The sequence below is a fragment of the Pseudomonas sp. SWRI50 genome, assembly GCF_014269095.1.
GTDB classification, from domain to species: Bacteria; Pseudomonadota; Gammaproteobacteria; order Pseudomonadales; family Pseudomonadaceae; genus Aquipseudomonas; species Aquipseudomonas kermanshahensis.
Map to the genome: position 1 here is coordinate 14124 of NZ_JABWRW010000006.1, position 24153 is coordinate 38276.

Below are 24153 nucleotides of genomic sequence, written 5' to 3' on the forward strand. Positions count from 1 at the left end.
TGGCGTACGACCTGGGGGCTAGCTCGCTTGCACGATGATCTGGCTCTGCAGGTCCTTGACCATCGCCTCGAGCGTCGGCTTCATGGCGGCAAAATCCTCGGGTGAACACACCACGTTCGGGCGGCTGAACTTGAAGTGCCGCTCGATCACCACCGCATTCCCCTCCTGGGCGTAACGCGCGCTGTATTCCACATTGGCGTCTTGCAGACGCACCTGTTTGGGGATCGCCAGCACGCTGACCTCCGATGGGAATTCGAAGCGCGATGTTTCCACGGTGTCGTTGGAAATGCACACGAAGTGCTGGCTGCGTTCCTTCTCCATGGCAAAGCTGTAGACGTTCTGCGAGATGCCCCCTGCCAGACTGCTCAAGGCCACCACCCCCACCGGCCCGGGCAGGTTGACGAGGTTTTCCGTGCGCCCATCAACGGTGCTGACAAACTCGCCAGTGGCGCTCGGCGGGCGTACCTCGAACGTGCCGCTGCCGCGCTGCCCATAGGCGCCGAGCACTTTTTCGACGAGCAGTTCACGGTCGGCCGGCTTCATCGATTTAACCCCATAACGGCTAACCTCGCTGGCCCAGCCTTGCACGGTGGCAACGTTGGTGAAATCCGCCGCTCCCTTGCCGTTGACCTTGAACTTCAGGTCGCTGGATACCTTGTTGAGCTGGATGGCCGGGGTACGCCCGAACTCGCCTGTGGCAGTCAGCAGCACGCGCTTGTTCAAGGTGCCCAGCGGCAGGTAGCCTGCGGCAATCGAAGGGTCGGTCGAGTCCAGGTACAGGTCCAGGCTCGGCACGTAGGTGATCACGTGGTTCAACACCCCCAGCGCAGGGACCTTGGGGAACACATAAGCATTGCCCAGGTTGATCAAGGCCGGCGTGCTTTTGATACCCGCCGCCGTCAGCAGCGCTTCAAGCAGTGCCACATGGTCCTTGCAATCACCGTAGCGGTTGTCCAGCACGGTCTGCGCGGCATGTGGCACCACCCCGCCGGCACCGATATACACGGCGACATAGCGAATGTTCTCACGCACCCAGTCGCTGAGCGTCAGCGCCTTTTCCCGTGCGGTAGGTAAGTGGGCCGTCAGACGGTGCGCCAACTCGGTGATCGGTGCCGTGACCTCGACCTTGGCCCGTGCCTGATAGGCCTCGGCGAACTGTTTGAAATCGGTGAAGGTCGAGACGGCCAGATAATGCCCGTAGTCCAGGTAGGACACCGCACTGGCCTCGATCCGCGCCCGGTCCGCCGGCACGTAGTCCCAGCGGTAGACCGTGCGCCCGGGTGCAGCCACCGGCATCGACGCCTTGAAGCTGCGCGCGTCCGCTTGCAGGGGCATGTCCTCGGGCATGTCGTAGGTCAGCGTGAACTGCTCGACCGGGTGGAATTCCGGCACGGTGATGTCTTCGAACTGCCCCGGGAACAGCGGCGTGAATCGGTTGCGCTGGTAATGCAGAACCAGGCGATCCCCCACCGCAACTTCAGGGAAGATGATGACCTTGTTGACGCTGTCCTGAAACATCGGCGCCTGCGCAGACGCCTGCTCTTGCTGTTCCTTGATGTGCGCGGCATCCACCCGCACTTTGCGCCCATCGGGCTTTTGCGTGTAGGCCTCGATCACTTCCAGGGTTTCCAGCGAGCGGTTGAAGCTCACCGGCTGCTGGGCGCGGGCCTTGATGGCGCGTTCGTCATTGATCAGCAAGACACTGTCGACGTCCAGGCGGTGGCTGCCATCCTTCTGCACGACAAAGGTCTGCTCGACCTTTTCCAAGGTCACGGAGCGGTCAGTGCCATCGGTGAAGGCCTGCGCCGAGCCACACCAGCTCATTGCAAGCGGCAGCAGCATAGCGGCGACAAGGTAAGACTGTTTCAGCATGGAGATCCTTCTCAATCGAGGTGTATCGAGGCTGCCATCAATCGACAATGATACTCATTGGCGTGGCAAGATGGCAAAATGATTGCACTTCCTGTGCTCACATTGCCAGCGCGGCCAGCACCTCGGCAGACGTCGTCACCTGGCGGAAGTGGTGCTTCCACAAGTCGATGCCCATCTTCCCGGACCTGTCCAGCGACGACCCTACCGTCATGTCGGTCACCAGGGTTGGCGTGAGCCCCGCATCGAACAGCGCAAAGCCTGCGGCCAGCACGCAGGTTTCGGTTTGCATGCCGCACACCAGCACCCGCTCCACGCCCAGTTGCTTGATGTATTCGAGGGTTTCGACGGTCTGCCCGTAGCCATGCTTGACGAACACCTGGTCCGCTTCGACCAGGCTCTCGTCCTCGGCTGCCGGGTGCCAGCCCAACTGACGCTGGAACGGCGTGGCCTGCTCATCGTGCAGTTCGACCGAGGCGATGGTCGGGATATTCGCCGACAACCGCCGCAAACCGTCGACCAGCCATTCGGGCGGGCTGAAAGTGGATTGAACATCGACGATGAGCAAAACCTGGCGCATTAGGGTCTCCGGCCATGGGCAAAAAGCGCCGAGTATAACGTGGTGCCAGCACTGCGGTTTGCTGAAAACAGTGCCTGCATGGCCCGCATCGAACTCGCCATTTACTTGATGGGCGATGCTGATACGGCCCAACTGGGTGCGGACCAACGATACCGAGCAAGGCGAAGTCGGATGACTGCTCGCAGCTTACTCGTCTTCGCCGCTAAACTCGCCACTCTCCTTCCATGGCAGCCCGCACAATGGATTTGCACTCAACCCCACGCCGGTATCGACCGGTTGCTGGGCGCACCGCCGCGGCAAGATCCGCATCAACGCCGACCTGTCCTACGACATCCTCTCGCACAAAGGGGTAGTACTGTGAAAAAGATCCTGACCACCCCGATCAAAGACGAAGACCTGGCCAACCTCAATGTCGGCGACGTGGTTTATCTCACCGGCCAGTTGGTGACGTGCCGCGACGTCGCGCACCGTCGTTTGATCGAGCTCAAGCGAGAGTTGCCGGTTGACTTGCGCGGCGGTGCGATCTTCCACGCTGGGCCTATCGTGCGCAAAAAAGACGATGGCAGTTTCGAGATGGTGTCCATTGGCCCGACCACCAGCATGCGCATGGAGAAGTTCGAAAAGCAGTTCATCGAGCCAACCGGCGTCAAGCTGATCATTGGTAAAGGCGGCATGGGGCCGGAAACCACCACCGGCTGCCTGGAAAACAAAGCCGTGCATGCGGTGTTCCCAGGGGGCTGTGCGGTGCTGGCTGCAACGCAGGTAGAAGAGATCGAACGTGCCGAGTGGCAAGACCTGGGGATGCCTGAAACCCTGTGGGTCAACCGGGTACGGGCGTTCGGCCCGCTGATCATTTCCATCGACACCAAGGGCAATAACCTGTTCGAACAGAACAAGGCCCGCTTCAACGCGCGCAAAGGGGCGGTGATCGAGAAGATCAACAGCCAGGTTCGCTTTATCAAATAACCGCGCCAAATCGGGGCCGCTATGCGGCCCATCGCCGGCAAGCCGGGCTCCCACCTCGACTGCACAGACCTCAAGCCATGTGCAGTACCTGTGGGAGCCAGGCTTGCCGGCGATGGGCTGCGCAGCAGCCCCGATACAGGCACCTCATGCCTTCGACAATTCGCCAATCTTCTCCAGCCGCGCCCGCACGATGTTGCGGCTGATGTTCAACAACCGCCCGGTCTGCAGCTGGTTCCCGTGGCAATACCGATACGCCGCCCGGAACACCGTCTCCTCGATGTGCTCATACAGGTTCGGCACGTTCTGCTCGAACAACGCCAACAAGGCGCTTTCAAGGTTAGGCGGCGCCGCGAGCGCGGCCGGGGCGTTGGCCTGCGTGGCATACACCTGGGCCGCACCTTGCGGCCTCATGTCCACCAAGTGTAGGTCTGCGGGCGCTACCACCTGGTAGCGGCATACCAGCAAGGCATGGTGGATCGCGTTTTCCAACTCGCGGATGTTGCCCGGCCAGCTGTGGGCCAGCAATTTGCGCTCTGCATCCGGGCTGAGCGACGCACGTTCATAACCCAGGCGCCGGCAATGCTCTTCGATGAAAAATTCTGCCAAGGGCAGGATGTCGCCGGGCCGCTCACGCAGCGGTGGCAGGCGGATGGTGGCGACGTGCAGGCGGTAGAACAGGTCTTCGCGAAAATGCCCCGCCACCACGGCGTCGGCCAGGTTGACGTTGGTCGCGGCCACCAGGCGCACGTTGATCGGGATCGGTGTACGCGAGCCCAGCCGCACGACTTCGCGCTCCTGCAGCACCCGCAGCAACTTCACCTGCATGTTCAACGGCAGGTCACCTATCTCGTCGAGAAACAGCGTGCCGCCATTGGCCGCCTCGAACCAACCGGCCTTGTTCGAGGTGGCACCGGTGAACGCCCCTTTCTCATGGCCGAACAGTTCGCTTTCCACCAGGGTTTCGGCAAAGGCACCGCAGTTCACCGCCACGAACGGTTCGCGGCCACGGCGGCTCAGCTGATGGATGTGGCGAGCGACAAGTTCTTTGCCGGTTCCGGTTTCGCCGATGATCAGGGTATTGGCCTCGCTGGGCGCCAGGCGCTCGATACGGCTGAGCAGCTCCTGGGAGCGAGGGTCCTTGAACACAAGCACGGTGGCACGTACCGACTTGGTCAGCTCTCGGGCATTAGGGTGGGTGATCAGCGACATGGGGGCATTCCTGGCAATTGACGCGCAGCCCCATAGTGCCCGAAACAAATTAGATCAAAAAATTATTAATTAATATTTATATATTCCATTTTTGAATATTTGATATTCCAACAACCGACTGCTGCTGCAGCAGCAACGCGCCAGCACTGCCCTGCGTGCCGATCAGCAGGCTGGGCTGCACGCCGCGCCCCTCCCATGTGCTGAAGGCCCCGCCGTTAAAGGCCTGCAGCCGCCTTTTCGAAGACTGGCATGCATTTCGCTCCTGGCCTGGCAATGCCTGGTTCGCTGCAGCACGCGGCCCAGACCTGTTGAACCCTTGTTTGGAGCCGCACATGAACACACTCTGGCGTCACGGCCTGGCCCTGTTGGGCGGCCTGTTACTCAGCCTGACCACATTGGCCGCCGAGCCAACGGCAGCGGTGCGCATCGCCATCGTTGCCTTCACCCAAGGCGGCGCGCCGGTCTTCGGGGGCATCCCGGGGCGGGTGATCGAAGACGGCTGGCTCGAACAGCAGTTGGCCGCCCGCGGCGTGAAGCTGCAATGGACCGCCCTGCCCCACGCCGGCGCCGGGCCACAAATCAACGAAGGTTTCAGCAACGACAGCCTGGACTTCGCCGTACGCGGCGACCTGCCCTCGGTCATCGCTGGCGCCAGCCAAGTGCCCGGCAAGCTGATCGTGCCGGGTGGCAGCGGCAACAACATTTACCTGGTGGTGCCCAGCGGCTCTGCGGTGCGCAGCATCCAGGACCTCAAAGGCAAGCGCCTGGCCCTGCACCGCGGGCGGCCCTGGGAATTTGCCTTCAGCAACTTCCTGGAAAGCCAGGGCCTCAAGCTGACCGACTTCAAGATCGCCAACCTCAACCCGCAGGTCGGTGCCGCCGCCGTGTCGGCCGGCAAGGTCGATGCCGCCGTGCTGCTCAACGAAGCCTACGCCCTGGAAGACAAAGGCGTGGCGCGGATTCTCTGGTCGACCAAGCAAGGCGCCAACGACTGGCGGCTGGTGTCCGACCTGTGGGGCACCGACCGCTTCGTGCAGCAGCACGCCGACCTTACGCAGCTGGTGGCCACGGCCTGGGTGCGCGCGGCCTGGTGGATCTCCCAAGCGCAGAACCGCGACGCCTATTACGCGCTGTCGTCCCGCGCCGGGGTGGCCGAAAGCGTGCTGCGCCGCGATGACCAGGACGACCCGGTTGCCTGGAAAGCGCGCTGGGCGCCGAAAAGCGATGCCCAACTCAAAGCCCACTACGACGCCCTGGGCCAATACGCCTTGGCCAACCGCCTGATCCGCACGCCCTACGACATCAGCAGCGACCTGGCCACAGGCTTCACCCGCCAGGCGCTCATCGACCTGCAGCTCACCCACTATTGGCCGTCCCTGAACGCTCAAATCAGCCAACAACCTTGAGAACATCTTCCATGAAATTGCCTGTTTCCATCGTTTTCGGCCTCAGTGCCCTGGCCTTTTCCATTGGCGCCCTGGCCGCCGACACCTACGCCCCCAAACCCGACCCGCAACAAGGCGACGGCCGCGTTTCGAGCTTCTACACCTGGTCCAAGGCAATCCCGGCCACCCCCGGTAAACTGCTGCGCAGCGAGCCGCTGGACTCAGCGCTGAGCTTGCCCAACGCCGCCAGTGCCCAGCGCATCCTCTACACCTCGCTGGACGGCATCGACGGCAAGACGCCAATCGTGGTCTCTGGCGCGCTGTTCATTCCCAAGGGCCCGGCGCCCGCCGGTGGCTGGCCGGTCGCCAGTTGGGGCCACGGCACCGTCGGGGTGGCGGATATTTGCGCACCGTCCTGGGCCGGGCGTTCCTACCGCGATGTGCAGTACCTGAACCGCTGGCTCGAAGAGGGCTATGCCATCGTCGCCACCGACTACCAAGGCCTGGGTGTGCCCGGTGGCCACCCGCTGCTGAACAACCGCATGGCCGCCTATGGCATTCTCGATGCCGCCAAGGCCGTGGTCGCCGGCGTGCCGGGGCTGGCCGACAAGGTCCTGATCATCGGCCAGTCCCAGGGTGGCGCCGGTGCCTTTGCAGCCGGTGCCTATGCCGCAACCTATGCACCCAAACTGGGGGTCAAGGGCAGCATCGGCACCGGCGTGATCTACACCGTGGGGTCGAAAAACGTCGGTGAGCAGGACCAGAACAAGGTCGACCCGGCCCTGGCCTACGGCTTCTACACCTTGCTCGCCGCACAGCAGTACGACCCGAGCATCGACCCGCGCGACTTCTACACCGACAAGGCTCTGCCGCTGTTCGAGCAGGCGCGCACCAGTTGCCTGTCGGCACTGGTCAGTGATGTGGTCGGCACCGGCCTGACCCCCGCCAACGCAAAAAAGGACTACCAGGGCGACCAGCTCAAACCGTGGCTGGCCCAAGTGTCGTACCCCACCCTCAAACTGGCCCAGCCGATCTTCATCGGCACCGGCGCCGAGGACAAGACCCCTGCCGCCGCGACCCAGGTTGCACTGATGCAGGATGCCTGCAAGGCCGGCTCGGTGGTGCAGGGCCATCTGTACAAAGGCCTGGGCCATAGCGAAACGGTCAACGCCTCGCTCAAGGACTCGATCCCCTTCGCCCGCCAGGTCATCAGCGGCCAACCGGTCACGCCCAACTGCAGCCCCAGCGTCCAGTAAGGAGGCCACCCCATGAGCATCGAATTCTTTACCCGCCTGCCACTGCATGGCGAAACCCAGTACCTGCCTGGCGATCCGCGCAACCGCGGCGACTGGCACGCAGGTGGCGACAGCAGCGGTGCGGTGTCCGGGTTCGCGGTAGGTGATCACTTCACCTACATCGATTACCTCGGGCAAATCGCCCGCGCTGCGGAAATCAACGGCTTCGGCGGCGCACTGATGGTCAATGCGCCCACCGGCGAAGAGCCGTGGACCGTGTGCTCGCTGCTGGCACGGGAAACCCGCACGCTCAAGTTCGTCACTGCGTTCCAGCCCTATCACTACACGCCCTGGGTGGCCGTGCAACAGGCCGCGACCTACCAGCGCGCCACCGGCAACCGGCTGGTATGGAACATCATCAACGGCGGCTCTGATGCCATCCAGCGCCAGGTGGGCGACTTCGAGGGCCACGACGAACGTTACGCCCGCGCCACCGAGTTCATGGACGTGGTACGCGGCTACTGGCACAACGAGCAATTCCACTACGAGGGCACCTATTACCGTGCCGAGGGCGGCGGGCTGCGCGGGCCGCTGAAAAAAGCCGAGTTGCCGCTGATCTGCACCGCCGGTTCTTCGCTGGCCGCGCGCGAGTTTGCCGCCAAGCATGCCGACTTCTACCTGATGCGTGCCGAACACCCGGACGAGATCGCCGCGCTGATCGCCGACATCCGCGCCCGCGCCTTGAAGTGGGGGCGTACTGACATTCGCTTTGGCCTGTCCATCGACGTGATTGCCCGCGAGACCGAAGAGGCCGCGCGGGCCGAGGCCAAACGTTTCTTCGACGAAGGCGTGGCCAAGGGCACGGTCAAGGCCCGCGCCGCCCACGCGGGCCTACGCACGGCACGCAAGCTGAGCTACGAGCACGGCTACAGCGACAAGGACGAGCAACCGGCCTTCGACGATTTCTTCATCCACCCCAACGTGTGGACCGGCTTCGGCTATATCGGCATCCCGCCAGGCTGCGCGCTGGTGGGCAGCTACGCCAACGTGGTGGCGCGCATCCGCGAGTACCACGGCATCGGCATCGACCTGTTCTTCCTTGCCGGCTACCCGCACCTGGAAGAAGCCTACCGCCTCGGCGAGCACATCTTGCCGCACTTCCGTGGCCAGCGCGCCGCCCTCGCCCGCCCGGCGCCCACCCCCGTGCAACTGCACGCCAGCAACGGAGGCTGACGCCATGGCTTGGGACGGTTACCCATTGAGCCGGCGCGCCTTCATTGGCCATGCCGGCGTACTGGCCGGTGGGCTGCTGGCCGGCTGCGGCCCAAGCGACAGCCCCGGCGACGCGGTTGCTGACCAGCCACGCCATGGCGGGCGCCTGCGTCTTGGCATCATCGATGGCAACCAAAGCGGCAACCTCGACGCCCATAAACCGGTCGGCAGCGGCATCGTCCGCGGCTTTGCCTTGTACAGCAAGCTGTGGGAGTGGGACGAGCAGATGCAGCCGCGCCTGGCCCTGGCCGAGTTCGCCGAGCCCAATGCCGACGCCAGCGGCTGGACGTTGCGGCTCAAGCCTGGGCTGGAGTTTCACCACGGCAAGACCATCGACGCCGACGACCTGATCTTCTCCATCAGACGCCTGACCGACCCGCAGCTGGCCTCGCCCTATGCGGCGCTGCTGCACTGGGTCGACCGCGACAACCTGGTCAAGCTCGACGATCGCACCGTGCGCCTGGCTTTTCGCGAAGGCCGCAGCTACCTGCCGTTGCCCGAGACGTGGGTCAACTTCGGCGGCATCGTGCCGGTGGACTACCACCCGGTCACCAACCCGGTCGGTGCCGGCCCCTACAAACTCAAAAGCTTCACCCCGGGCCAGCGCTCGCTGTTCACCCGTTTCGACAATTACTACAAGCCCGGCAAACCGTATGCCGATGAACTGGAAATCATCGACTTCAAGGACCAGACCGGCCGCCTGGCGGCCTTGCGCGCCGGGCAGATCGACATGGCCAACGTCATGTCCACCGAGCACCTGCAAGTGCTGCAGGCCGACCCACGCCTGCGCCTGCTGAAGTCGGTGAGCGGCAACTGGTTGTCGTTCGACATGAACACCACCAAAGCGCCCTTCGACGACCCGCGGGTGCGTGAGGCGTTTCGCCTGCTGGCTGACCGAGAGGACTTGGTGCGCCGGGCACTCAATGGCCAGGGCCGGGTGGCCAATGACCTGTACGCCCCTTTCGACCCCACCTTCGACCACAGCCTCGGGCCACGGCCGCATGACCCACAACGGGCGGCGCAATTGCTCAAGGACGCGGGCCACGAAGGCCTGCAGGTGGAACTGGTCACGACCCCAGGGCCTGGGCTTGCCTCGGCCCTGGTGCTGGCCGAACAGGCACGGCGCATCGGCGTGACGATCACGGTACGCCAGGTCGACCTGGCGACGTTCCAGGGGCCGCAGCGCGACGACTGGACGTTGAGCACTGGGGGCAGCATCGGTGCGCCGTTTCTGGCCAGCGCCATCCATACCGACGCGCCGTTCGCCGTGGCCAACAAGACTCACTTCCACGACCCGGCGTTCAGCGAGGCCTTTCTCGCTGCCATGGCCCAGCCCGACCTTGAGAAACGCAAAGCCCTGGTGCACAGCGCCCAACGCATCCAGTACGAACGCGGCGGCATGCTGATCTGGGGCTTTGCCGACTTGCTCGACAGCGTCAGCATACGGGTCGGTGGGGCGCAGGCGGAGCAGTCGCTGTTCAGTACCTGGCGGTTCGAGAGCCTGTGGCTCAGGAGCTAAACACTAGGCCAGCACACTCTTCTGTGGGAGCGGGCTTGCCCCGCGAAGCAGGTACCCCGAGTGGATGGCACGGGCTTCGCCCGTGTTCGCAGGGCAAGCCCCACTTAAGGGGCGCATAGCGCCCCCGGCAGTCGCCATAGGCACCCAATAACCGCAGGCGCGGCTGCGCCCTCGCTTTTCCCATTCCCGAACAGAACGAGGCTCAGCCCCATGCTCCGCGTTGCCTTGCTGCACCCGACATTCCAGCCCAGCGCCCTGGCACTGGCCATCCTCGCCGCCAGCGTACCGCTGGCCTACGCCGAGGACACCCAACTGCAAACCGTCACCGTCCAAGCCGAACAGGCTGACGACGACGCCCTGCCCACGCGCCCACCGGCCTCGATCTACGGCGGCCTGGAAAGCAAAGTCCTCGACACGCCACGCTCGGTCACCCAGATCAACGCCGAGCAATTGGCCCGCGACCCGATCCAGAGCTCGGACGACCTGGTCAAATACGCCCCCGGCATCACCCGAGGCGGCGGCCAGAACGCCGGCATCGCCCCGCAAATGCGCGGGCAAAGCTCCGAGGTGTTCCAGGATGGCCAACGCGCCTACGGCGTACGCCACCCCGCCAACTTCAACGCCTACGAAGGCGCCGACATCGTCGCCGGGCCCTCGTCGGTCACCTACGGCTCGGTCAGTGGCAGCGGCGGCTACATCAACTACCTAAGCAAGAAGCCCGACTTCAACCGCTTCCGCACCCGCCTGAGTGGCGAAATCGGCAGCTGGATCCCCGACGGCGAATCACGCGATGCCACCCAATTCAGCCTCGACAACACCGGCCCCCTCAGTGACAGCCTGGCCTACCGGGTCAGCATCACCCGCCAGCGTCAGGAAACCTTCTACGACAACGTCGACAACAACTTCGACGCGTTCTACGGCGCCCTCGCCTGGCGCAACGATAACCTGCGGGTGGACTGGAACGCCGCCTACGACGACTACTACGACTACAACATCACCCACGGCTGGAACCGCGCCACCCAGGACTTGGTCGACCACGGCAGGTACAACGCCGGGCGCGCCACGCCGATCATCCAGAACGGCAACAGCCTGTGGTCGCCGGTGCTGTCATCGGGTGCCAGCGATGCCCAGGTACTCGGCTGGGTGCAGCGCCAGCGCAACGCGCAGGGCCAGTACCAGGTGGTCGATGGCAGCTTCCAGGGCGCCTCACCCAATACCCAGGCCAGCCCAGGCAGCTTGCGCGGCTGGGTGTACGACCCGTCGCTGGCAGGCAATGGCCAGACCTCGCTGTCGTCACAGACCGGCCAGCGCGCACAGGACCAGAACCGCTCGCGGCGCTTCACCACACAACTGCGCGTCGAGGGCGACCTGACCCCGTCGATCACCCTGGCCAACAGCACTTTCTACCAGCACTCCACCGACACCACCGACGCGGTGGGCGCGTTCCAGGTGCAGGGCAAGGACGACATCTTCGACAACCGCTTCGAGTTCCGCGCCCGTGGCCAATGGCAGCTGGGCGGCCTGACGCTGGTCGACGACAGCAACACCGGGCTGATCTACCGCCGCGAGACCAACGAGTCGATCGCCGCCAACAACAATTTTGGCTCCACCATCAACGCCTACGACCTCACCCTCGACCCGACGCTGAAAAACCCTGGCGACCTGCTTGGCCTGAGTGGGCGCAACCCCGCCGGTGGCAACGGAGCCTGGATCGGCCAGCCCGGCGTGCCACAGTTGTCCAATTACTATGGCTGGCTAAACCTGCCCGCCATGTACCCGGCAGGGCACGGTTTGTACGCTGAATCGGTAGCGCCCTACACCGCCGACAGCACCTGGACCACCCAAACCCTGTTCAGCCAGCACAACCTGCGCCTGGGCGAGCGCGTGGGGCTGAACGTGGGGGCCAGCCGCAGCTGGATCGATGCCCGTATCGAAAACCCCTTCGTGCTCGCGGGCGGCAACCCGCGCAAGGACTCGGACAATTACCGGTTGTTCTCGGTACAGGTCAGCCCCTATTTCAAACCCACCGATAACAGCACCCTGTACTACACCTTCGACCGCTCCCTCGCCGTCAACACCGGGTTCTTCACCAATGGTTTGGGCTGGGGCAGTGGCGCCGGGGCCAACCAGCTCAACCCACTGGCGTTCGAGAGCCTTAGCGTGCTGCACGAAGTGGGGCTGAAGGTCGAGGCCATGCCCGACCAGTTGTTCTTCACCTTGGCCGCCTACAAGCAGGCGCGCGACCAGTCGCCAGACAGCAACAACAACATCGCCCGGTTGATCGTCAAAGGCTGGGAAGCAACCCTGCGCTACCAGGACCCGCACCTGCGCGGCGGCCTCAACCTCAGCCGCATCAGTGCCTACAACGAGTTCACCAGCCAGGCCGGGTTCGCCTCCGCAGGGTTCATCCCCGACAACGGCACCGTGTTCGGCGATAACAACAGCCTCAACCAGCGCCCGTCCGGCAAGTTCGATGCGGTGCAGATTCCTGAGTACAACGCCGGCGGCTATGTCGATTACCGCTTCGATTCCGGGTTCGGCGTGGAGCTCTCTGGCTGGTGGACCAGCAGCTGGTACCTGAACCTGAGCAAGACGGTGAAGGTGCCCGACGAATACAACCTCGACCTTGCCGCGTATTACCGCCAGCCACAGTGGGGCGTGACGCTGCGCATGCTCAACGTCACCGACGAACTGAATTTCGTCAGCGGCCTGGCCGGCTCGACCAACACCTTCCTGCAACCCATGCCTGGGCGCACCTTGCTGGCCCAGGTCGATTACCAGTTCTGACCCTTCCTCAACGTAAAAGGCCATCGCCATGTCCATTGAATTCGTCGGCATGATTTTCCCCCGCCAGTGGTCCGAGACCCGCGGCGTGCGCTCGCCCGACTTCGACCTGCCGTTCATCCGCCACCACGCCCGCGCCCATGAGCATGCCGGTTTCGACCGGGTACTGATCGCCAGCGGCCCAGGCAGTGCCGACAGCCTGCAGATTGCCGCCTATGCGGCCGCGCACACCGAGCGCCTCGGCTTCATGATCGCCCACCGCCCTGCCCTGACTGCGCCGACGGTGGCCGCGCGGGCATTCGCCACCCTCGACCACACCACCGGCGGCGGGCGCATTCGCCTGCATGCGATCACCGGCATCACGGCCGAGCCACAAGAAGGCGACACACTGCTGGACAAGACCGCGCGTTACCAGCGCGCCGACGAGTACCTGGAGATTGTCCGGCGCACCTGGACTGCCGAAGAGCCCTTCGACTTCGAAGGCCGCTACTTCACCATCAAGGGCGCTTTTTCGCCGGTTAAGCCGCTGCAGCAGCCGCATATCCCGATTTCCTTTGGAGGCTCGTCCGACATCGCTTACCAGATCGCCGTCAAACATGCCGACCTGTATGCCCTGTGGGGTGAACCGCTGAGCGGCGTCGCCGAGCAGATCGCCAAACTCAAGGCTGCGGCGAGTGCCGCTGGCGTGGCGGCGCCACGGGTGAGCTTGTCGGTGCGGCTGATCCTGGGTGCCACCGAGGAGCTGGCCTGGCAGCGCGCGGAGCAGATCCTCGCGCAGATCAAGGCCAACCCGCAGTTTGCGGCGGACAGCCCCTGGCAGAAGCGCATCAAGGGCACCGGTTCCGAACGCCTGCTCGCCGCCGCCGCCCGGGCGGACCGGCATGACCGGGCATTGTGGATGCCGACGGCGACAGCGGTGGGGGCTTATGGCGATACCACGGCGCTGGTGGGCACGCCGGAGACCGTCGCCCAGGCGTTGCTGGATTATGTCGATTTGGGGGTGAGCACCTTCCTCAACCGCGGGTATGACCCGTTGTACGACACGGTGGATTACGGGCGCTGGGTGATTCCGGCGGTGCGGGAGGAAGTGCGGCGGCGGCAGGCGCGATTTGCTGGGTGATGGTGCCCAGCTGGGGATTGCATCTGGGGTGCCAGGTGCATGCCTTGGGCCTTGCAGCGCCTGGGAGATCGAGCGCCGCCCCACCCAAAGCCATGCACCTAGACGCCCACCTGCAACCGAGGCGAATGTTCCACCAAGGTCCGGGTATAGCCATCAACCGGCCGCCCAAGCACCTGCTCAGCCGCCCCCTCTTCCACCACCCTGCCCTGGCGCAACACCAACACCCGGTCGGCTATCGCCCGCACCACCCCCAAGTCATGGGTGACGAACAACACGGTCAGCCCTTCACGCTGCAAACGCCTCAGCAATGCCAGGATCGACGCCTGCACCGACACATCCAACGCCGAGGTAATCTCGTCGCAAACCAACAGCCGTGGCTCACAGATCAACGCCCGGGCAATCGCCACGCGCTGCCGTTCTCCCCCTGACAGGCTGTGCGGATACAGATCGGCCACACGCGCCGGCAGCGACACCCGCGCCAGTACCGCTTCGACCCGATGACGCGCCTCATCGCCACGTACAGCGAAGAAATGCGCCAGGGGCGCGCTGAGGGTCTGCGCGATCGTCTGCCGAGGGTTCAACGCCCGGTAGGGGTTCTGGAACACGTACTGGATCTGGTGACGCAGCCGTGCATCCCGTTGACGTGCGGTGAACGCCAGCGGCTCGCCGCCGTAACGCAGTTGCCCCTGAACGTTCTCGCCCAACCCCGCGATGGCCCTGGCCAGGCTGGTCTTGCCCGACCCGGACTCGCCCACCAGCGCCAGGCATTCGCCTTGCGCTACCTGCAGTGAAACATCGAACAGCACTTGTCGGTCGTAAGCCACATCCAGCCCCTGCACCTCCAGCAACACCTCTGCGCTGGGCGCCGCTGCTACCTCGACACCCTGCTCGCCGAGGGGCAGCGGCTCACGGTAGGGCGCCAGGCAAGCGACTTGCTGACCGCCCTCGAACGCCAGCAGCGAAGGCTCGATTACCACACACTCGGCACGTCGCCTGGCACAACGCGGGGCAAACGCGCAGCCCGCAGGCCGCTGCCCCGGCGCCGGTGCATGGCCGGCGATGGCTTGCAGCGGCTGGCGTCGGGCAATATCAGGAATGGCCGCGAGCAAGGCACGGGTGTAAGGGTGTGCCGGTGCTTTGAACAAGGTTTCGCGCCCCGCCACTTCCACCAGCCGCCCGGCATACATCACCATCACCCGGTCAACCAGGTCGCGCACCACGGCCAGGTCGTGCGTCACGTACAACGCCGCCACACCGTGCCCCCGGCACAGGCGCTTGAGGGTTTCCAGCACATGCGCCTGGGTGGTCACATCGAGCGCCGTGGTCGGCTCGTCGAGCACGATCAGTTTCGGCCGCAGAACAAACGCCAGTGCCAGCATCACCCGCTGTTGCTGCCCCCCGGACAACTGATGAGGAAAACGCCGCAGAAAGGCTGCGTCGTCTGGCAAGCCGACATCCACCAGGGTCTCATTGATGCGTTGCTGCAATGCATCTGCAGTCAGCTTGGGCTGATGCGCCAACACGGTTTCACGCAACAAGGCGCCTATGCGCAGAGCCGGGTTCAGCGCGGTGGCCGGGTCCTGGGCGACGTAGCCCACCAACCCGCCCCGCGCCAGGCGCAAGGCTTCGCCCTCAAGCTCCAACACCGCCTGCCCAGCCACCGCAATGCGCCCACCGGTAATCCGCGCACCTTGCCGCGCATGGCACAGCAAGGCCGTGGCCAGGGTGGTCTTGCCCGAACCGGACTCGCCGACCAACCCCACGATCTCTCCCGCCGCCAGGCTGAACGAGACATCGGCCAGCACATCGACCTGCCCGGCCAGTTCCACCCGCAGGTTGCTGACCCGCAACACGTCGCTGTCGACTTTCAACGCCGCCGTCATGGTTGCTTCTCCCCAATACGTGCACTGACCCGGCCGATACCTTCCGCCAGAATGGTGGTGCCATAGGCGAACACGGCAATCAGCAGTGCTGGTGCCAATACTGCCCAGGGCTGTACCAGCAGGCCGGCCTGGTTTTCGTTGATCATCAGCCCCCAGTCCGCCGCCGGCGGCGCTACGCCATAACCCAGGAAGCTCAAGCCCGAGAGCATGCCCACCGCCCAGGTCAGCATGTTGCCGAAATGCACCAGCAGCGGCGTCAGGATGTTCGGCAGGATTTCGCTGAACAGGATGCGCCAACGTGAGTAGCCCATCATCTGCGCCGCCTCGACGAACTCCTGGCCCGCCACCGCCACCGCGCTGCCACGCGCCAGGCGCACGACCCCTGGGGTAAACGCGATGGCCACGGTCAACACGATCAGCCACGGCGCACGGCCGAGCATCGAGACGATCAGCAACACCAGAATCAGGTCCGGAAAGGCCAGCGAGACATCCGCCGCCCAACTGATCGCCTGGTCCAGGCGGCGGCGCGAAAAACCGGCCAACAACCCAAGGCTGCCGCCGACGACTAGCGCGAGGGTGGCCGCCGCCACCGACATCCACAGCACCGACACGCCCCCGCTGAGCAAGCGAGACAACAAGTCGTGGCCAAGAAAATCATGCCCCAGCGGCGCACCGGCAGTCGGCGGCCCATACACCGGCCCGACCATGGCCGTCGGCGCATGCGGCGCGAGCCAGGGGCCCAGCAGCGCCAGCAACATCACCAGCGCGGTAATCACGGCGCCGCGCCGCACCTGCGGGTCGGCCAGCCAGCGGGTCTCAGTCATGGGTTGCCTCCTGGGCAGGTGTACGGCGTGCGCGTCGCCACCACGGGCGAATGCCGCGCCGGTTGCGGCGGATCATCTTGACCCGGCGCGCGGTGCGCAGCTTGGGGGTGAGCAGGACAGTCAGCAGGTCGGCCAACAGGTTGATCAGCACCACAGCCAGGGTGATGACCAGCACCACGCCCTGGATCATCGGCAGGTCGCGCATCTGGATCGCCGCATTGAGGGCCGTGCCGATGCCGGGGTAGCTGAAGATCACTTCGGCCAACAGTGCGCCGCCGACCAGCGTACGCAGGGTCAGCGCCACGCCCTGGATGGCCGGGGTCAGGGCGTTGGGCAAGGTATGGCGCCAGACGATGCGGCGCTCCGGTATACCGCGCAAGCGTGCGGCCACCACGTAGTCGGACTCCAGCGCCTCGATCATCGAGGCGCGGACCATCCGTGTCAGGTACGGCAGCGCCGACAGGCTCAGGGCAACCACCGGCAGCACCAACGATGGCAACTGCCGCCACAAAGGCAATTGCGGGTCGAGGATCGACACCGCCGGCAGCCAGCCCATGCCGGGCATGGAAAACAACAGCACCAGGCCGATGGCCAGCAGAAAGCTCGGCGTGGCCTTCAACAGGATCAAGGCCGACAACCCCCAGCGGTCCAGCGGCCGGTCACGGCGCAGCGCCAGGCTGACGCCCAGGGTCAGCGCCAGTGGCACCACCAGCGCCAGCACGCCGGCCAGCAAGGCCAGGGTGTGGCCGAGCCGCCCGAACAGCAACTGTGCCACCGGCACCTGCGAGTCCAGCGAGATGCCCAAGTCACCGCACAATGCCGCCCCCAGCCAACGCAGGTACTGCACCAGGATCGGCTGGTCGAGGCCCAGCTGGCGCTGCAAGGTCACGATGCTGTCCAGTGGCGCATCGGGGCCAAGGATGACCCGCGCCGGGTCCGAGGGCAGCGCCTGGGTGGCGATGAACACCACCAGGCTGATGACCCAGGCGGTCAGCAGGCCGTAGCCCAGACGGCCAATGAACCAGGCCAGCCAGGCCGGCGTACGTGGGGAACGGTGAGCGTGATCAGGCATGGTTCAACCAGAGTTCGTCGAAGCGCCAGGAGGCGAAGGTGGTCTGTTCGGGGGCGAGCCCGCCGACCTTGGCGGACGCTGCATCGAGCACGTCCGAGAAGCCCCAGATCAACAGCCCGCCACGTTCGTGCTGGATTACCTGGGCTTCATGCACCAAGGCCTTGCGCCGCTCCAGGTCGGGCTGCGCCAGCGCCTGGCCATACAGTTCGGTAAACCGTGGGTCGTGAAAATTGCTGCGGTTGTAGATGGCTTGCGGCGCATCGTTGTGCAGCGCCGAGGCGAGGAAACCGCGGGCCGGCGTCGAACCCGGTGACAGCTGCCACTGCTCGCGCTGTGGGCCATTGAACACCGAGCCGTCGACCTGGTTGACCTTGACCTGCACCCCCGCCTTCTGCGCCTGCTGGGCAAACACCAACGCCGCGTTTACCCCTGGCCCTGGTGTGGTGGTCAGCTCGACACGCAAGTCGTCCTGCCCGGCCTGGCGCAGCAGTGAACGGGCCTGATCAAGGTCGTACGGGCGCTGGGCGATCGTGTGGTTGTAAGTCGGGTCGTGTGGCGAATACAGGTCGTTGGCGATACGGCCGAAACCATTGAGCCCACGCGCCACCAGCTCTTGCCGGTCGGCGAGCAGGCGGAACGCCTGGCGCACACGTACGTCCTGGAATGGCGCCTTGGCCAGGTTCAGGTTGAAACCGGTAAACGAGGTGCTGGGCGAAGCGTACAGGCGCAGGCGCGGGTCAGCCTTGAGCAAGGCACTGTGCTCGGCCTGCACCCCGCTGGCCACGTCGATCTGCCCTGCGCGCAAGGCCGCCGCACGCGAGACCTGGTCTTTGAATTCGATGATCTCCAGCTCATCCGCATAAGGGCGGTTGGGTTTGTAGTAGTTTTCGAAGCGGGTGTAGAGCGAGCGTTGGCCAGGGATGAAGCTTTTGAGCTTGTAGGGCCCGGCGCCAACCGGGTTGGTCAACGGATGATAATCGGTCGGCACGATGCCGCCGAAACTGATCAGCGTTTCATCCAAGGGATAGAAGCTTTGCCCCTGCTTGAAGCGGATCTCGATCGTACGCGCATCCAGCTTGCGCAGCGCCTGGCGGTCGATGGCGCCGACCAGCCCGGCAAACGGCGAGGCCAACTGCGGGTCGGTCAAACGCAGGATCGAGAACAGCATGTCGTCGGCGGTGATGCTCTTGCCGTGGTGAAATTCCAGCCCTGGCTTGAGGCGGATGGTCCAGGCACTGGCATCGGCATTCGGCTCGGCGAACTCGGCCAGGGCCAGGCGCGTGCTGACATCCGGGTTCCATTCCCAGAACTTGGCGTACAGCGCCCAGCCGCGGATGATGCCGCCGCCCACCGGCTTGTGCGCATCGAGGTTGCCCGCCTGGTCACCGTCGATGATGCCCACGCGCAACCGCCCACCATGTACCGGCGTGGCGGGTAATGCGATACCGTCAGCCGTGGCAGCGGGCGCGCCGCCATCGCAGCCGCTGAGCAGCCCGCCACCGAGCAGCAGGCCGCCCCCGACGGCCAGGCTGTTGCCGAGAAACACCCGGCGCGAAAACTCACTCATCACCTTCTCCTTACGCCGGTTGGGCCACGGTCGGCTTAGTGCGGGCGCTCAGGCGCGGCACCTCGAACCCGTGGTCCAGGTCGAGCAGCGGGAACAGCAGGTCGGCCACCCGGTGGGCCTCATCGATCAGCGGGAAGCCCGACAGGATGAACGCCGACGTGCCTTGGGCTTCGTACTCGCGGATGCGCTCGGCCACCTGTTCGGCGCTGCCGACCAGGTAGGTGCCCGCAGCCGGGCCAAGGATGTTGAAGCCGAACAGGCTGGGGCCCAGCCAGACGTTGGGGTAGATCTCCAGCTCGCGGGCAGTGGGCAGGCGCCCGGCGCGAATGCTGTCGAGGTTGCGCTGAATGCGCGGGTCGTCGCTGACGTAGGTGTCCAGGGTCTGCCCTGCCGGCAATTGACGCTCGATGGCCGCGCGGGCGGTGGCCAGCGAAGTGCGCTGCAGCAGGCGTTCGGCATGCGCCCAGGCTTCTTCTTCGGTCTCGCGCACGATGACTTGCAGGCGTGTGCCGTAGGTCAGCTCGCGGCCGATTTTTGCTGCCTCGGCGGCCACCCTGCGGAACTTGTCGCCTAGCTTTTGCGGGGTATCGGCAAAGCTCAAGTAGACGTCGAGTAACTGCACCGAATGGGCCACGCCCGGCGCCGATGTGCCCGCGCCCCACAGCGGGATGCCAGGCTTTTGCTTGGGTGGGTGCCAACCGCCCAAGGGGTGGCTGGCAGCCGCAGGTGAGCGTGGCGAGAGCTTGACGTAACGGCCGTCGTAGCCTGCCGTTTCACCGGCGTAAAAGCCCTGGAACGCGCGCCAGTATTCCAGGCTGAAGTCGTAACGCTCATCGTGCGGGTAATGCACGCCCAGCGTGGCCAGGCCGGCGTCGTTGCCGTTGACCACATTGAACAGCAAGCGGCCGTTGGAAAACTGGTCGAAGGTCAGTGCCCACTTGGCCAACACCGCAGGCGACAGCTCGCCTGGGTGTTGTGCGACCAGAAAGCGCAGGCGTGACGTGGCGTCGATCAGCGCGGCCGATACCGCAAGGCTTTCGTTGGGGCTGGAGCCGAGCAGCGAGCCGTAGAAGCCCAGGCGATCGGCGGCGATGGCCAGTTGCTTGAGGTGCTCGAAGTCGGTTTTCCAGCGGCCTTCGGGCTCCCAGGGATAGGGGCCGTCGGGGGTGGTGAGGTACCAGAGGATTTTTACTGCCATGGGGGTGGTCCTTGCTTGGAGTGAAATACCAAACTGTCACTCGTCCCCCTGTAGGAGCAGCCTTGTGCTGCGAAGAGGCCAGTCCAGGCGCAGCAACTGCATCTGGCGGGCCGGCCTCTTCGCAGCACAAGGCTGCTCCTACAAAGGAGGGCGTGGTGGGCTTGGAACTGCGAATCAGCTGCGCCGATCGATACCCGGCACCAGCCCCAGCTCGGTAGCGCGCTCGTATAACCCACTCATCTTCCACTGCTGCGTCAGCACCCCTGGCCCGTACGGCCGCGAACCGCCCAGCGCATCGGCCAGCAGCTGAATCTGCGCGCCTTCTTCCAACAGCAGGATGAACTCGGCCGTCGCACGAAGCCCCTGCTTACCCCACACCGTCGAGCCGCCATTGGCTTCGAGAATGGCCAGGTTGAACGGGTTTTCGGCGATCTTGTCGAGGATGAAGTCCACCTCGGCCTGGCGTCGGTCGATGTACACCGGCAGCTCCCGCGCCAGCTGATAGCGCTGCACCGGCACGTAGTGGAACGGCAAGGTACGGTGGGTCTGGGCCCAGGCGCCGAGGTATGGGCTGTGCACATGCGAGATCGTGGTGATGTCAGCGTGGGTCTGGAACAGTTTGGTGTAGCGCCCCAGCCCGCCTTTACCCTTGCCGACGATCACGTTGCCGGAGAAGTCGGTCACGGTCGCCTGCAGCGGTTTGCGGTGGTTCCACGGGCCGCCGTAGTTGACGGACACCAGCAGGTCTTCACCGGGCACACGCTCGATGAAGCCGACAGTGCCATTGGCGGTGATGGTGTTGGTCTCGCGGAATACGGTAAACGCCGCTTCGGCTTCGGCGACCACCTGGTCGATGAAAGCGTGCAGTTCGGCAGTGACGGGGCGTTCGTTGATCAGTACGGTCATGTTCAATCTCCGGGGGCGGATGCAAGGTCAGGCGCGGCGCTGGGCCAGCAGTTCATGGGCAGCCTGCAGGGGCCGTGGGTCGACCCAGTCGGCGATGCTGAAGTCGGCTTCGAGGAAGCCATGCAGGTAGAGAAAGTCCTTTTGCGTGCCCAGAAACGCCAGGCGCTGCTCGGACAGGTCCGGCGCCAAGGTGGTGTGAAACGCGCCGCGATAAGCATCGGCAACACCCTGGCTGCCGGCGCGGGTCTCGTCCTCGAGGAAGCTGTTGAGCGCATCGCGGTTGCCGGCCGCCCATTCGGCAGCGCGCAGGGTCTGGGCCAGGAAGCGCGCGACCAGCTCGAAGTGGTTGTCGAGCAGGCTCTGGTGCACGGTGATCGGCCTTGGCGTGCCGTTGTTGATTCGGTGGCGCGGGTCGGCTAGCAGGTCGAGATCGACGCCCACCACAAGGCCCAGGCGCCGCGCCGCATCGGCAGCGGCCGCGCCCTTGACGTAGACGGCATCGACCTCGCCGCGCGCCAGGTAATCCAGGCCCGACCACAGGCGCTGCAGGCCCAGCTGCGGGGTGGCGGCGCTGGCCTGGTCGAGCAGCGCCACTTCCACCAGTTGCACGTCGTCCAGGTGCAGGCCGGCCGAGGCCAGGGCGCCTTTGTAGCCGTGCAGGCTCATGGCCCGGGCGATGCTACCGGGGCGGCTGTCAGCCCAGGCCGGCAGTGCCAGGCGCTTGCCGCGCAGGTCGGCGGCGTTGCGGATGCCTGAGTCCGGGCGGACCAGGATGGTCTGCCATTCCTCGATCCAGGTCAGGCCGATCAGCCGGCTCGGTGAGCCTGCTGCACGGGCGGCCAAGGCCGGCACGTTGCCACCCTCGCGAAACAACCCCGGGAGCTGGTGATCGTAGTGGTGATGGCCGAGCTGGCGGGTTTCCTGCAGGGTCGAGACCGGCAGGCCGTCGCGGGCGAATTCTTCGTCCAGCCAGCCCAGCTTGTAGGCGATGCCCGAAGCGGTGGGCACCGGGCAGCGGGTAAACCAGATGCGGTCCAGGGCAGTGGGGTCGTCGGTTTGCGTTGCGGCAGTAGCGCGTGTCATGGGGTGGCTCCTTGGGCGTCGTGAAAGCGCTATTGCAGCGTGCGTGCCAACCGCTGGAGGCCTTGATTTACGGGGACTTGAGTGTCATTTACAGGCGTTGGGTGCTGGGCACGGAGCAGGATTGCGGGCGGGGTGCTGCCAGATCAGCAGGCGAGCTGTTGCTGGGGCAGCAGGCGCGGCCCGAAGCCAAGCAACACGGGGCCTGGTGAGTCATGGCAAAGAACTTGCTCAAGGCTATGAGACCGCGGTGCGGCCATTCGCGGGCAAGCCCGCTCCCACAGGACCTTCATTGCCCTTGAAACCGGCACTTCACCTGTAGGAGCGGGCTTGCCCGCGAAGCAGGCGCACTGGCCCTTAAAGACCCTTGCGAGACGACCCATGAGCGCCATCGAACCCAGCCCTATCCACCGCCTGACCAGCGAAGCCGAAGCCATCGCCGCCGCCCGCGAGGTCGCCGCGCAAATCGCCGTGCTCGCCGCCGACCCCAGCAACAACGGCCAGCTGCCGCGCCGCCAGGCCGACCTGCTGTCCAGCAGCGGTCTCACCGCCATCGCCGTACCGGCCGAATTCGGCGGCCTTGGCGCTTCGGTGCAAACCATCGTCGAAACCGTGCGCCTGATCTCCACCGCAGACGGCGGTGTCGGCCAACTGCTGCAGATCCACAACGTGATGCTGCGCGGCATCTTCACCAGCTACGCCGACGACGTGCGCGACCGCCTGATCGCCGACGTATTGGCCGGCAAGCGTTTCGGCAATGCCTTGGCCGAGGTGGGCGGCAAGAACAAGTTCGCCCTGAAAACCCGGGTCGAGCGCCGCGCCGATGGCAAGCTGGTGCTCAATGGCAGCAAGTTCTACTCCACCGGCTCTTACCTGGCCGACTGGATCTCGCTGACGGCCGCCAGCGAAGACGGCGGCGTCGGTGTGCTGCTGCACCGCGACACACCTGGGCTGACCCTGGTCGATGACTGGCAGGCCTTCGGCCAGCAGAACTCGGTGAGCGGCACGGTCAACTTCGACGAGATCGTGCTCGACGAGCGTTACCTGTCGCGGCGAACCGGCCCGATGAAGCGCACAGGGCTGACCTTCCCGCAGATTCTTCATGCCGCCATCGACACCGGTATCGCCGCCGGCGCGCTGCAGGCAGGCGTCGACTACCTGCGCGAGCATGCCCGGGCCTGGGTGGAAAGTGGCGTGGACCGCGCCAGTGACGAGCCGCACGTGATTCGCCAGATTGGCGAGTACGCCGTGGCGCTGCGCGGTGCCGAGTCGGTACTGCGCGATGCCGCACGGGTGTTCGACGCGCATGAGCGCGACCCGGAGGACAAAGCCCTGCAGGATGAACTGATTCTCTCGGTGGCCACTGCCCGCGCCCACTCCGATGCGGCGTCACTTAAGATCTCCAGCGACCTGTTTTCCCTGCTCGGGGCCAGTGCCTCGTTGAGCAAGTGGAACCTCGACCGCTTCTGGCGCAACGCCCGGGTGCATACCACCCATGACCCCATTCGCTGGCGGCTGCACAACGTCGGCAACTACTACCTCAATGGCGCCGACCCAGGGGAGTACACCGCCGTGCTCAATGCCAAGGAAACCCAGGGCGCAACGCGCCGTTGAACCTAACCCTGGGGGCCGCTGCGCGGCCCATCGCAGGCAAGCCAGCGCCCACACACCAAGCCACGCCACC

18 protein-coding genes and 1 pseudogene are annotated in these 24153 nt (G+C 65.1%); 9 read left to right on the forward strand and 10 right to left on the reverse strand.

The genetic code is table 11. From position 1 onward, the window contains the following. Positions 1 to 18 precede the first annotated feature (18 nt). Both HU750_RS08610 and HU750_RS08615 read right to left on the reverse strand, forming a co-directional pair. A complete protein-coding gene (locus HU750_RS08610) occupies positions 19 to 1872 on the reverse strand; it encodes a DUF3857 domain-containing transglutaminase family protein (protein ID WP_186678619.1) in 1854 nt (617 codons plus the stop codon). 97 nt (positions 1873 to 1969) lie between these two features. Further along, positions 1970 to 2449: a cysteine hydrolase family protein gene (locus HU750_RS08615; RefSeq protein WP_027593733.1), complete on the reverse strand. Its 480-nt coding sequence runs from the start codon at positions 2447 to 2449 to the stop codon at positions 1970 to 1972. A 265-nt stretch (positions 2450 to 2714) separates the two neighbouring features. Here HU750_RS08615 and HU750_RS27415 point away from each other — a divergent pair. Continuing rightward, a pseudogene (locus HU750_RS27415) lies at positions 2715 to 2810 on the forward strand (L(+)-tartrate dehydratase subunit alpha); the annotation flags it as partial. Then, entirely contained in the window at positions 2807 to 3415 is a 609-nt protein-coding gene (gene ttdB, locus HU750_RS08625; protein ID WP_186678620.1) for a L(+)-tartrate dehydratase subunit beta, read from the forward strand. The pseudogene HU750_RS27415 and the gene ttdB, both read left to right, overlap by 4 nt. Positions 3416 to 3559: 144 nt before the next feature. Here the strand turns inward: ttdB and HU750_RS08630 are convergent, their stop codons facing one another. Further along, positions 3560 to 4624 carry a sigma-54 interaction domain-containing protein gene (locus HU750_RS08630; RefSeq protein WP_099429798.1) on the reverse strand — a complete coding sequence of 355 codons (1065 nt, stop codon included), beginning with the start codon at positions 4622 to 4624 and terminating at the stop codon, positions 3560 to 3562. Positions 4625 to 4956: 332 nt separating this feature from the next. On the opposite strand from HU750_RS08630, the gene HU750_RS08635 reads away from it, so the two are divergent. From HU750_RS08635 to HU750_RS08660, 6 genes are all read left to right on the forward strand, one after another. Beyond that, entirely contained in the window at positions 4957 to 6030 is a 1074-nt protein-coding gene (locus tag HU750_RS08635; protein ID WP_186678624.1) for an ABC transporter substrate-binding protein, read from the forward strand. Positions 6031 to 6041: 11 nt separating this feature from the next. Continuing rightward, positions 6042 to 7265 (forward strand): lipase family protein, encoded by a 1224-nt coding sequence (locus tag HU750_RS08640; protein ID WP_099429799.1) that lies wholly within the window; start codon positions 6042 to 6044, stop codon positions 7263 to 7265. A gap of 12 nt (positions 7266 to 7277) precedes the next feature. After that, complete coding sequence (locus tag HU750_RS08645) at positions 7278 to 8477, forward strand: LLM class flavin-dependent oxidoreductase (protein ID WP_186678626.1); 1200 nt, start codon at positions 7278 to 7280, stop codon at positions 8475 to 8477. Between the two features lie 4 nt (positions 8478 to 8481). After that, positions 8482 to 10035, forward strand: a complete 1554-nt coding sequence (locus HU750_RS08650) for an ABC transporter substrate-binding protein (protein ID WP_186678627.1) — start codon at positions 8482 to 8484, stop codon at positions 10033 to 10035. Between the two features lie 210 nt (positions 10036 to 10245). Next, positions 10246 to 12822 (forward strand): TonB-dependent receptor, encoded by a 2577-nt coding sequence (locus HU750_RS08655; protein WP_186678628.1) that lies wholly within the window; start codon positions 10246 to 10248, stop codon positions 12820 to 12822. Positions 12823 to 12850: 28 nt separating this feature from the next. Then, positions 12851 to 13939, forward strand: a complete 1089-nt coding sequence (locus tag HU750_RS08660; protein ID WP_099429803.1) for an LLM class flavin-dependent oxidoreductase — start codon at positions 12851 to 12853, stop codon at positions 13937 to 13939. 98 nt (positions 13940 to 14037) lie between these two features. Here HU750_RS08660 and HU750_RS08665 read toward each other — a convergent pair whose 3' ends face one another. From HU750_RS08665 to HU750_RS08695, 7 genes are all read right to left on the reverse strand, one after another. Further along, on the reverse strand, positions 14038 to 15822 hold the full coding sequence (locus HU750_RS08665; RefSeq protein ID WP_186678629.1) for a dipeptide ABC transporter ATP-binding protein: 1785 nt from the start codon (positions 15820 to 15822) through the stop codon (positions 14038 to 14040). Further along, positions 15819 to 16646: an ABC transporter permease gene (locus tag HU750_RS08670; RefSeq protein WP_186678630.1), complete on the reverse strand. Its 828-nt coding sequence runs from the start codon at positions 16644 to 16646 to the stop codon at positions 15819 to 15821. Before HU750_RS08670 ends, HU750_RS08665 begins: the two co-directional genes overlap by 4 nt. Beyond that, positions 16639 to 17718, reverse strand: coding sequence for an ABC transporter permease (locus tag HU750_RS08675; protein WP_186678631.1), 1080 nt, complete (start codon positions 17716 to 17718; stop codon positions 16639 to 16641). The genes HU750_RS08670 and HU750_RS08675 overlap by 8 nt, the downstream gene beginning before the upstream one ends. Then, positions 17711 to 19285 (reverse strand): ABC transporter substrate-binding protein, encoded by a 1575-nt coding sequence (locus HU750_RS08680; protein WP_027593755.1) that lies wholly within the window; start codon positions 19283 to 19285, stop codon positions 17711 to 17713. Before HU750_RS08680 ends, HU750_RS08675 begins: the two co-directional genes overlap by 8 nt. 10 nt (positions 19286 to 19295) lie before the next feature. Beyond that, positions 19296 to 20483, reverse strand: coding sequence for an LLM class flavin-dependent oxidoreductase (locus HU750_RS08685; protein ID WP_027593756.1), 1188 nt, complete (start codon positions 20481 to 20483; stop codon positions 19296 to 19298). A gap of 174 nt (positions 20484 to 20657) precedes the next feature. Then, entirely contained in the window at positions 20658 to 21389 is a 732-nt protein-coding gene (locus tag HU750_RS08690) for a class II aldolase/adducin family protein (protein ID WP_027593757.1), read from the reverse strand. A 27-nt stretch (positions 21390 to 21416) separates the two neighbouring features. Next, a complete protein-coding gene (locus HU750_RS08695; RefSeq protein WP_186678633.1) occupies positions 21417 to 22472 on the reverse strand; it encodes an ABC transporter substrate-binding protein in 1056 nt (351 codons plus the stop codon). A 378-nt stretch (positions 22473 to 22850) separates the two neighbouring features. On the opposite strand from HU750_RS08695, the gene HU750_RS08700 reads away from it, so the two are divergent. Next, positions 22851 to 24083, forward strand: coding sequence for an acyl-CoA dehydrogenase family protein (locus tag HU750_RS08700; RefSeq protein WP_186678643.1), 1233 nt, complete (start codon positions 22851 to 22853; stop codon positions 24081 to 24083). Positions 24084 to 24153 lie beyond the last annotated feature (70 nt).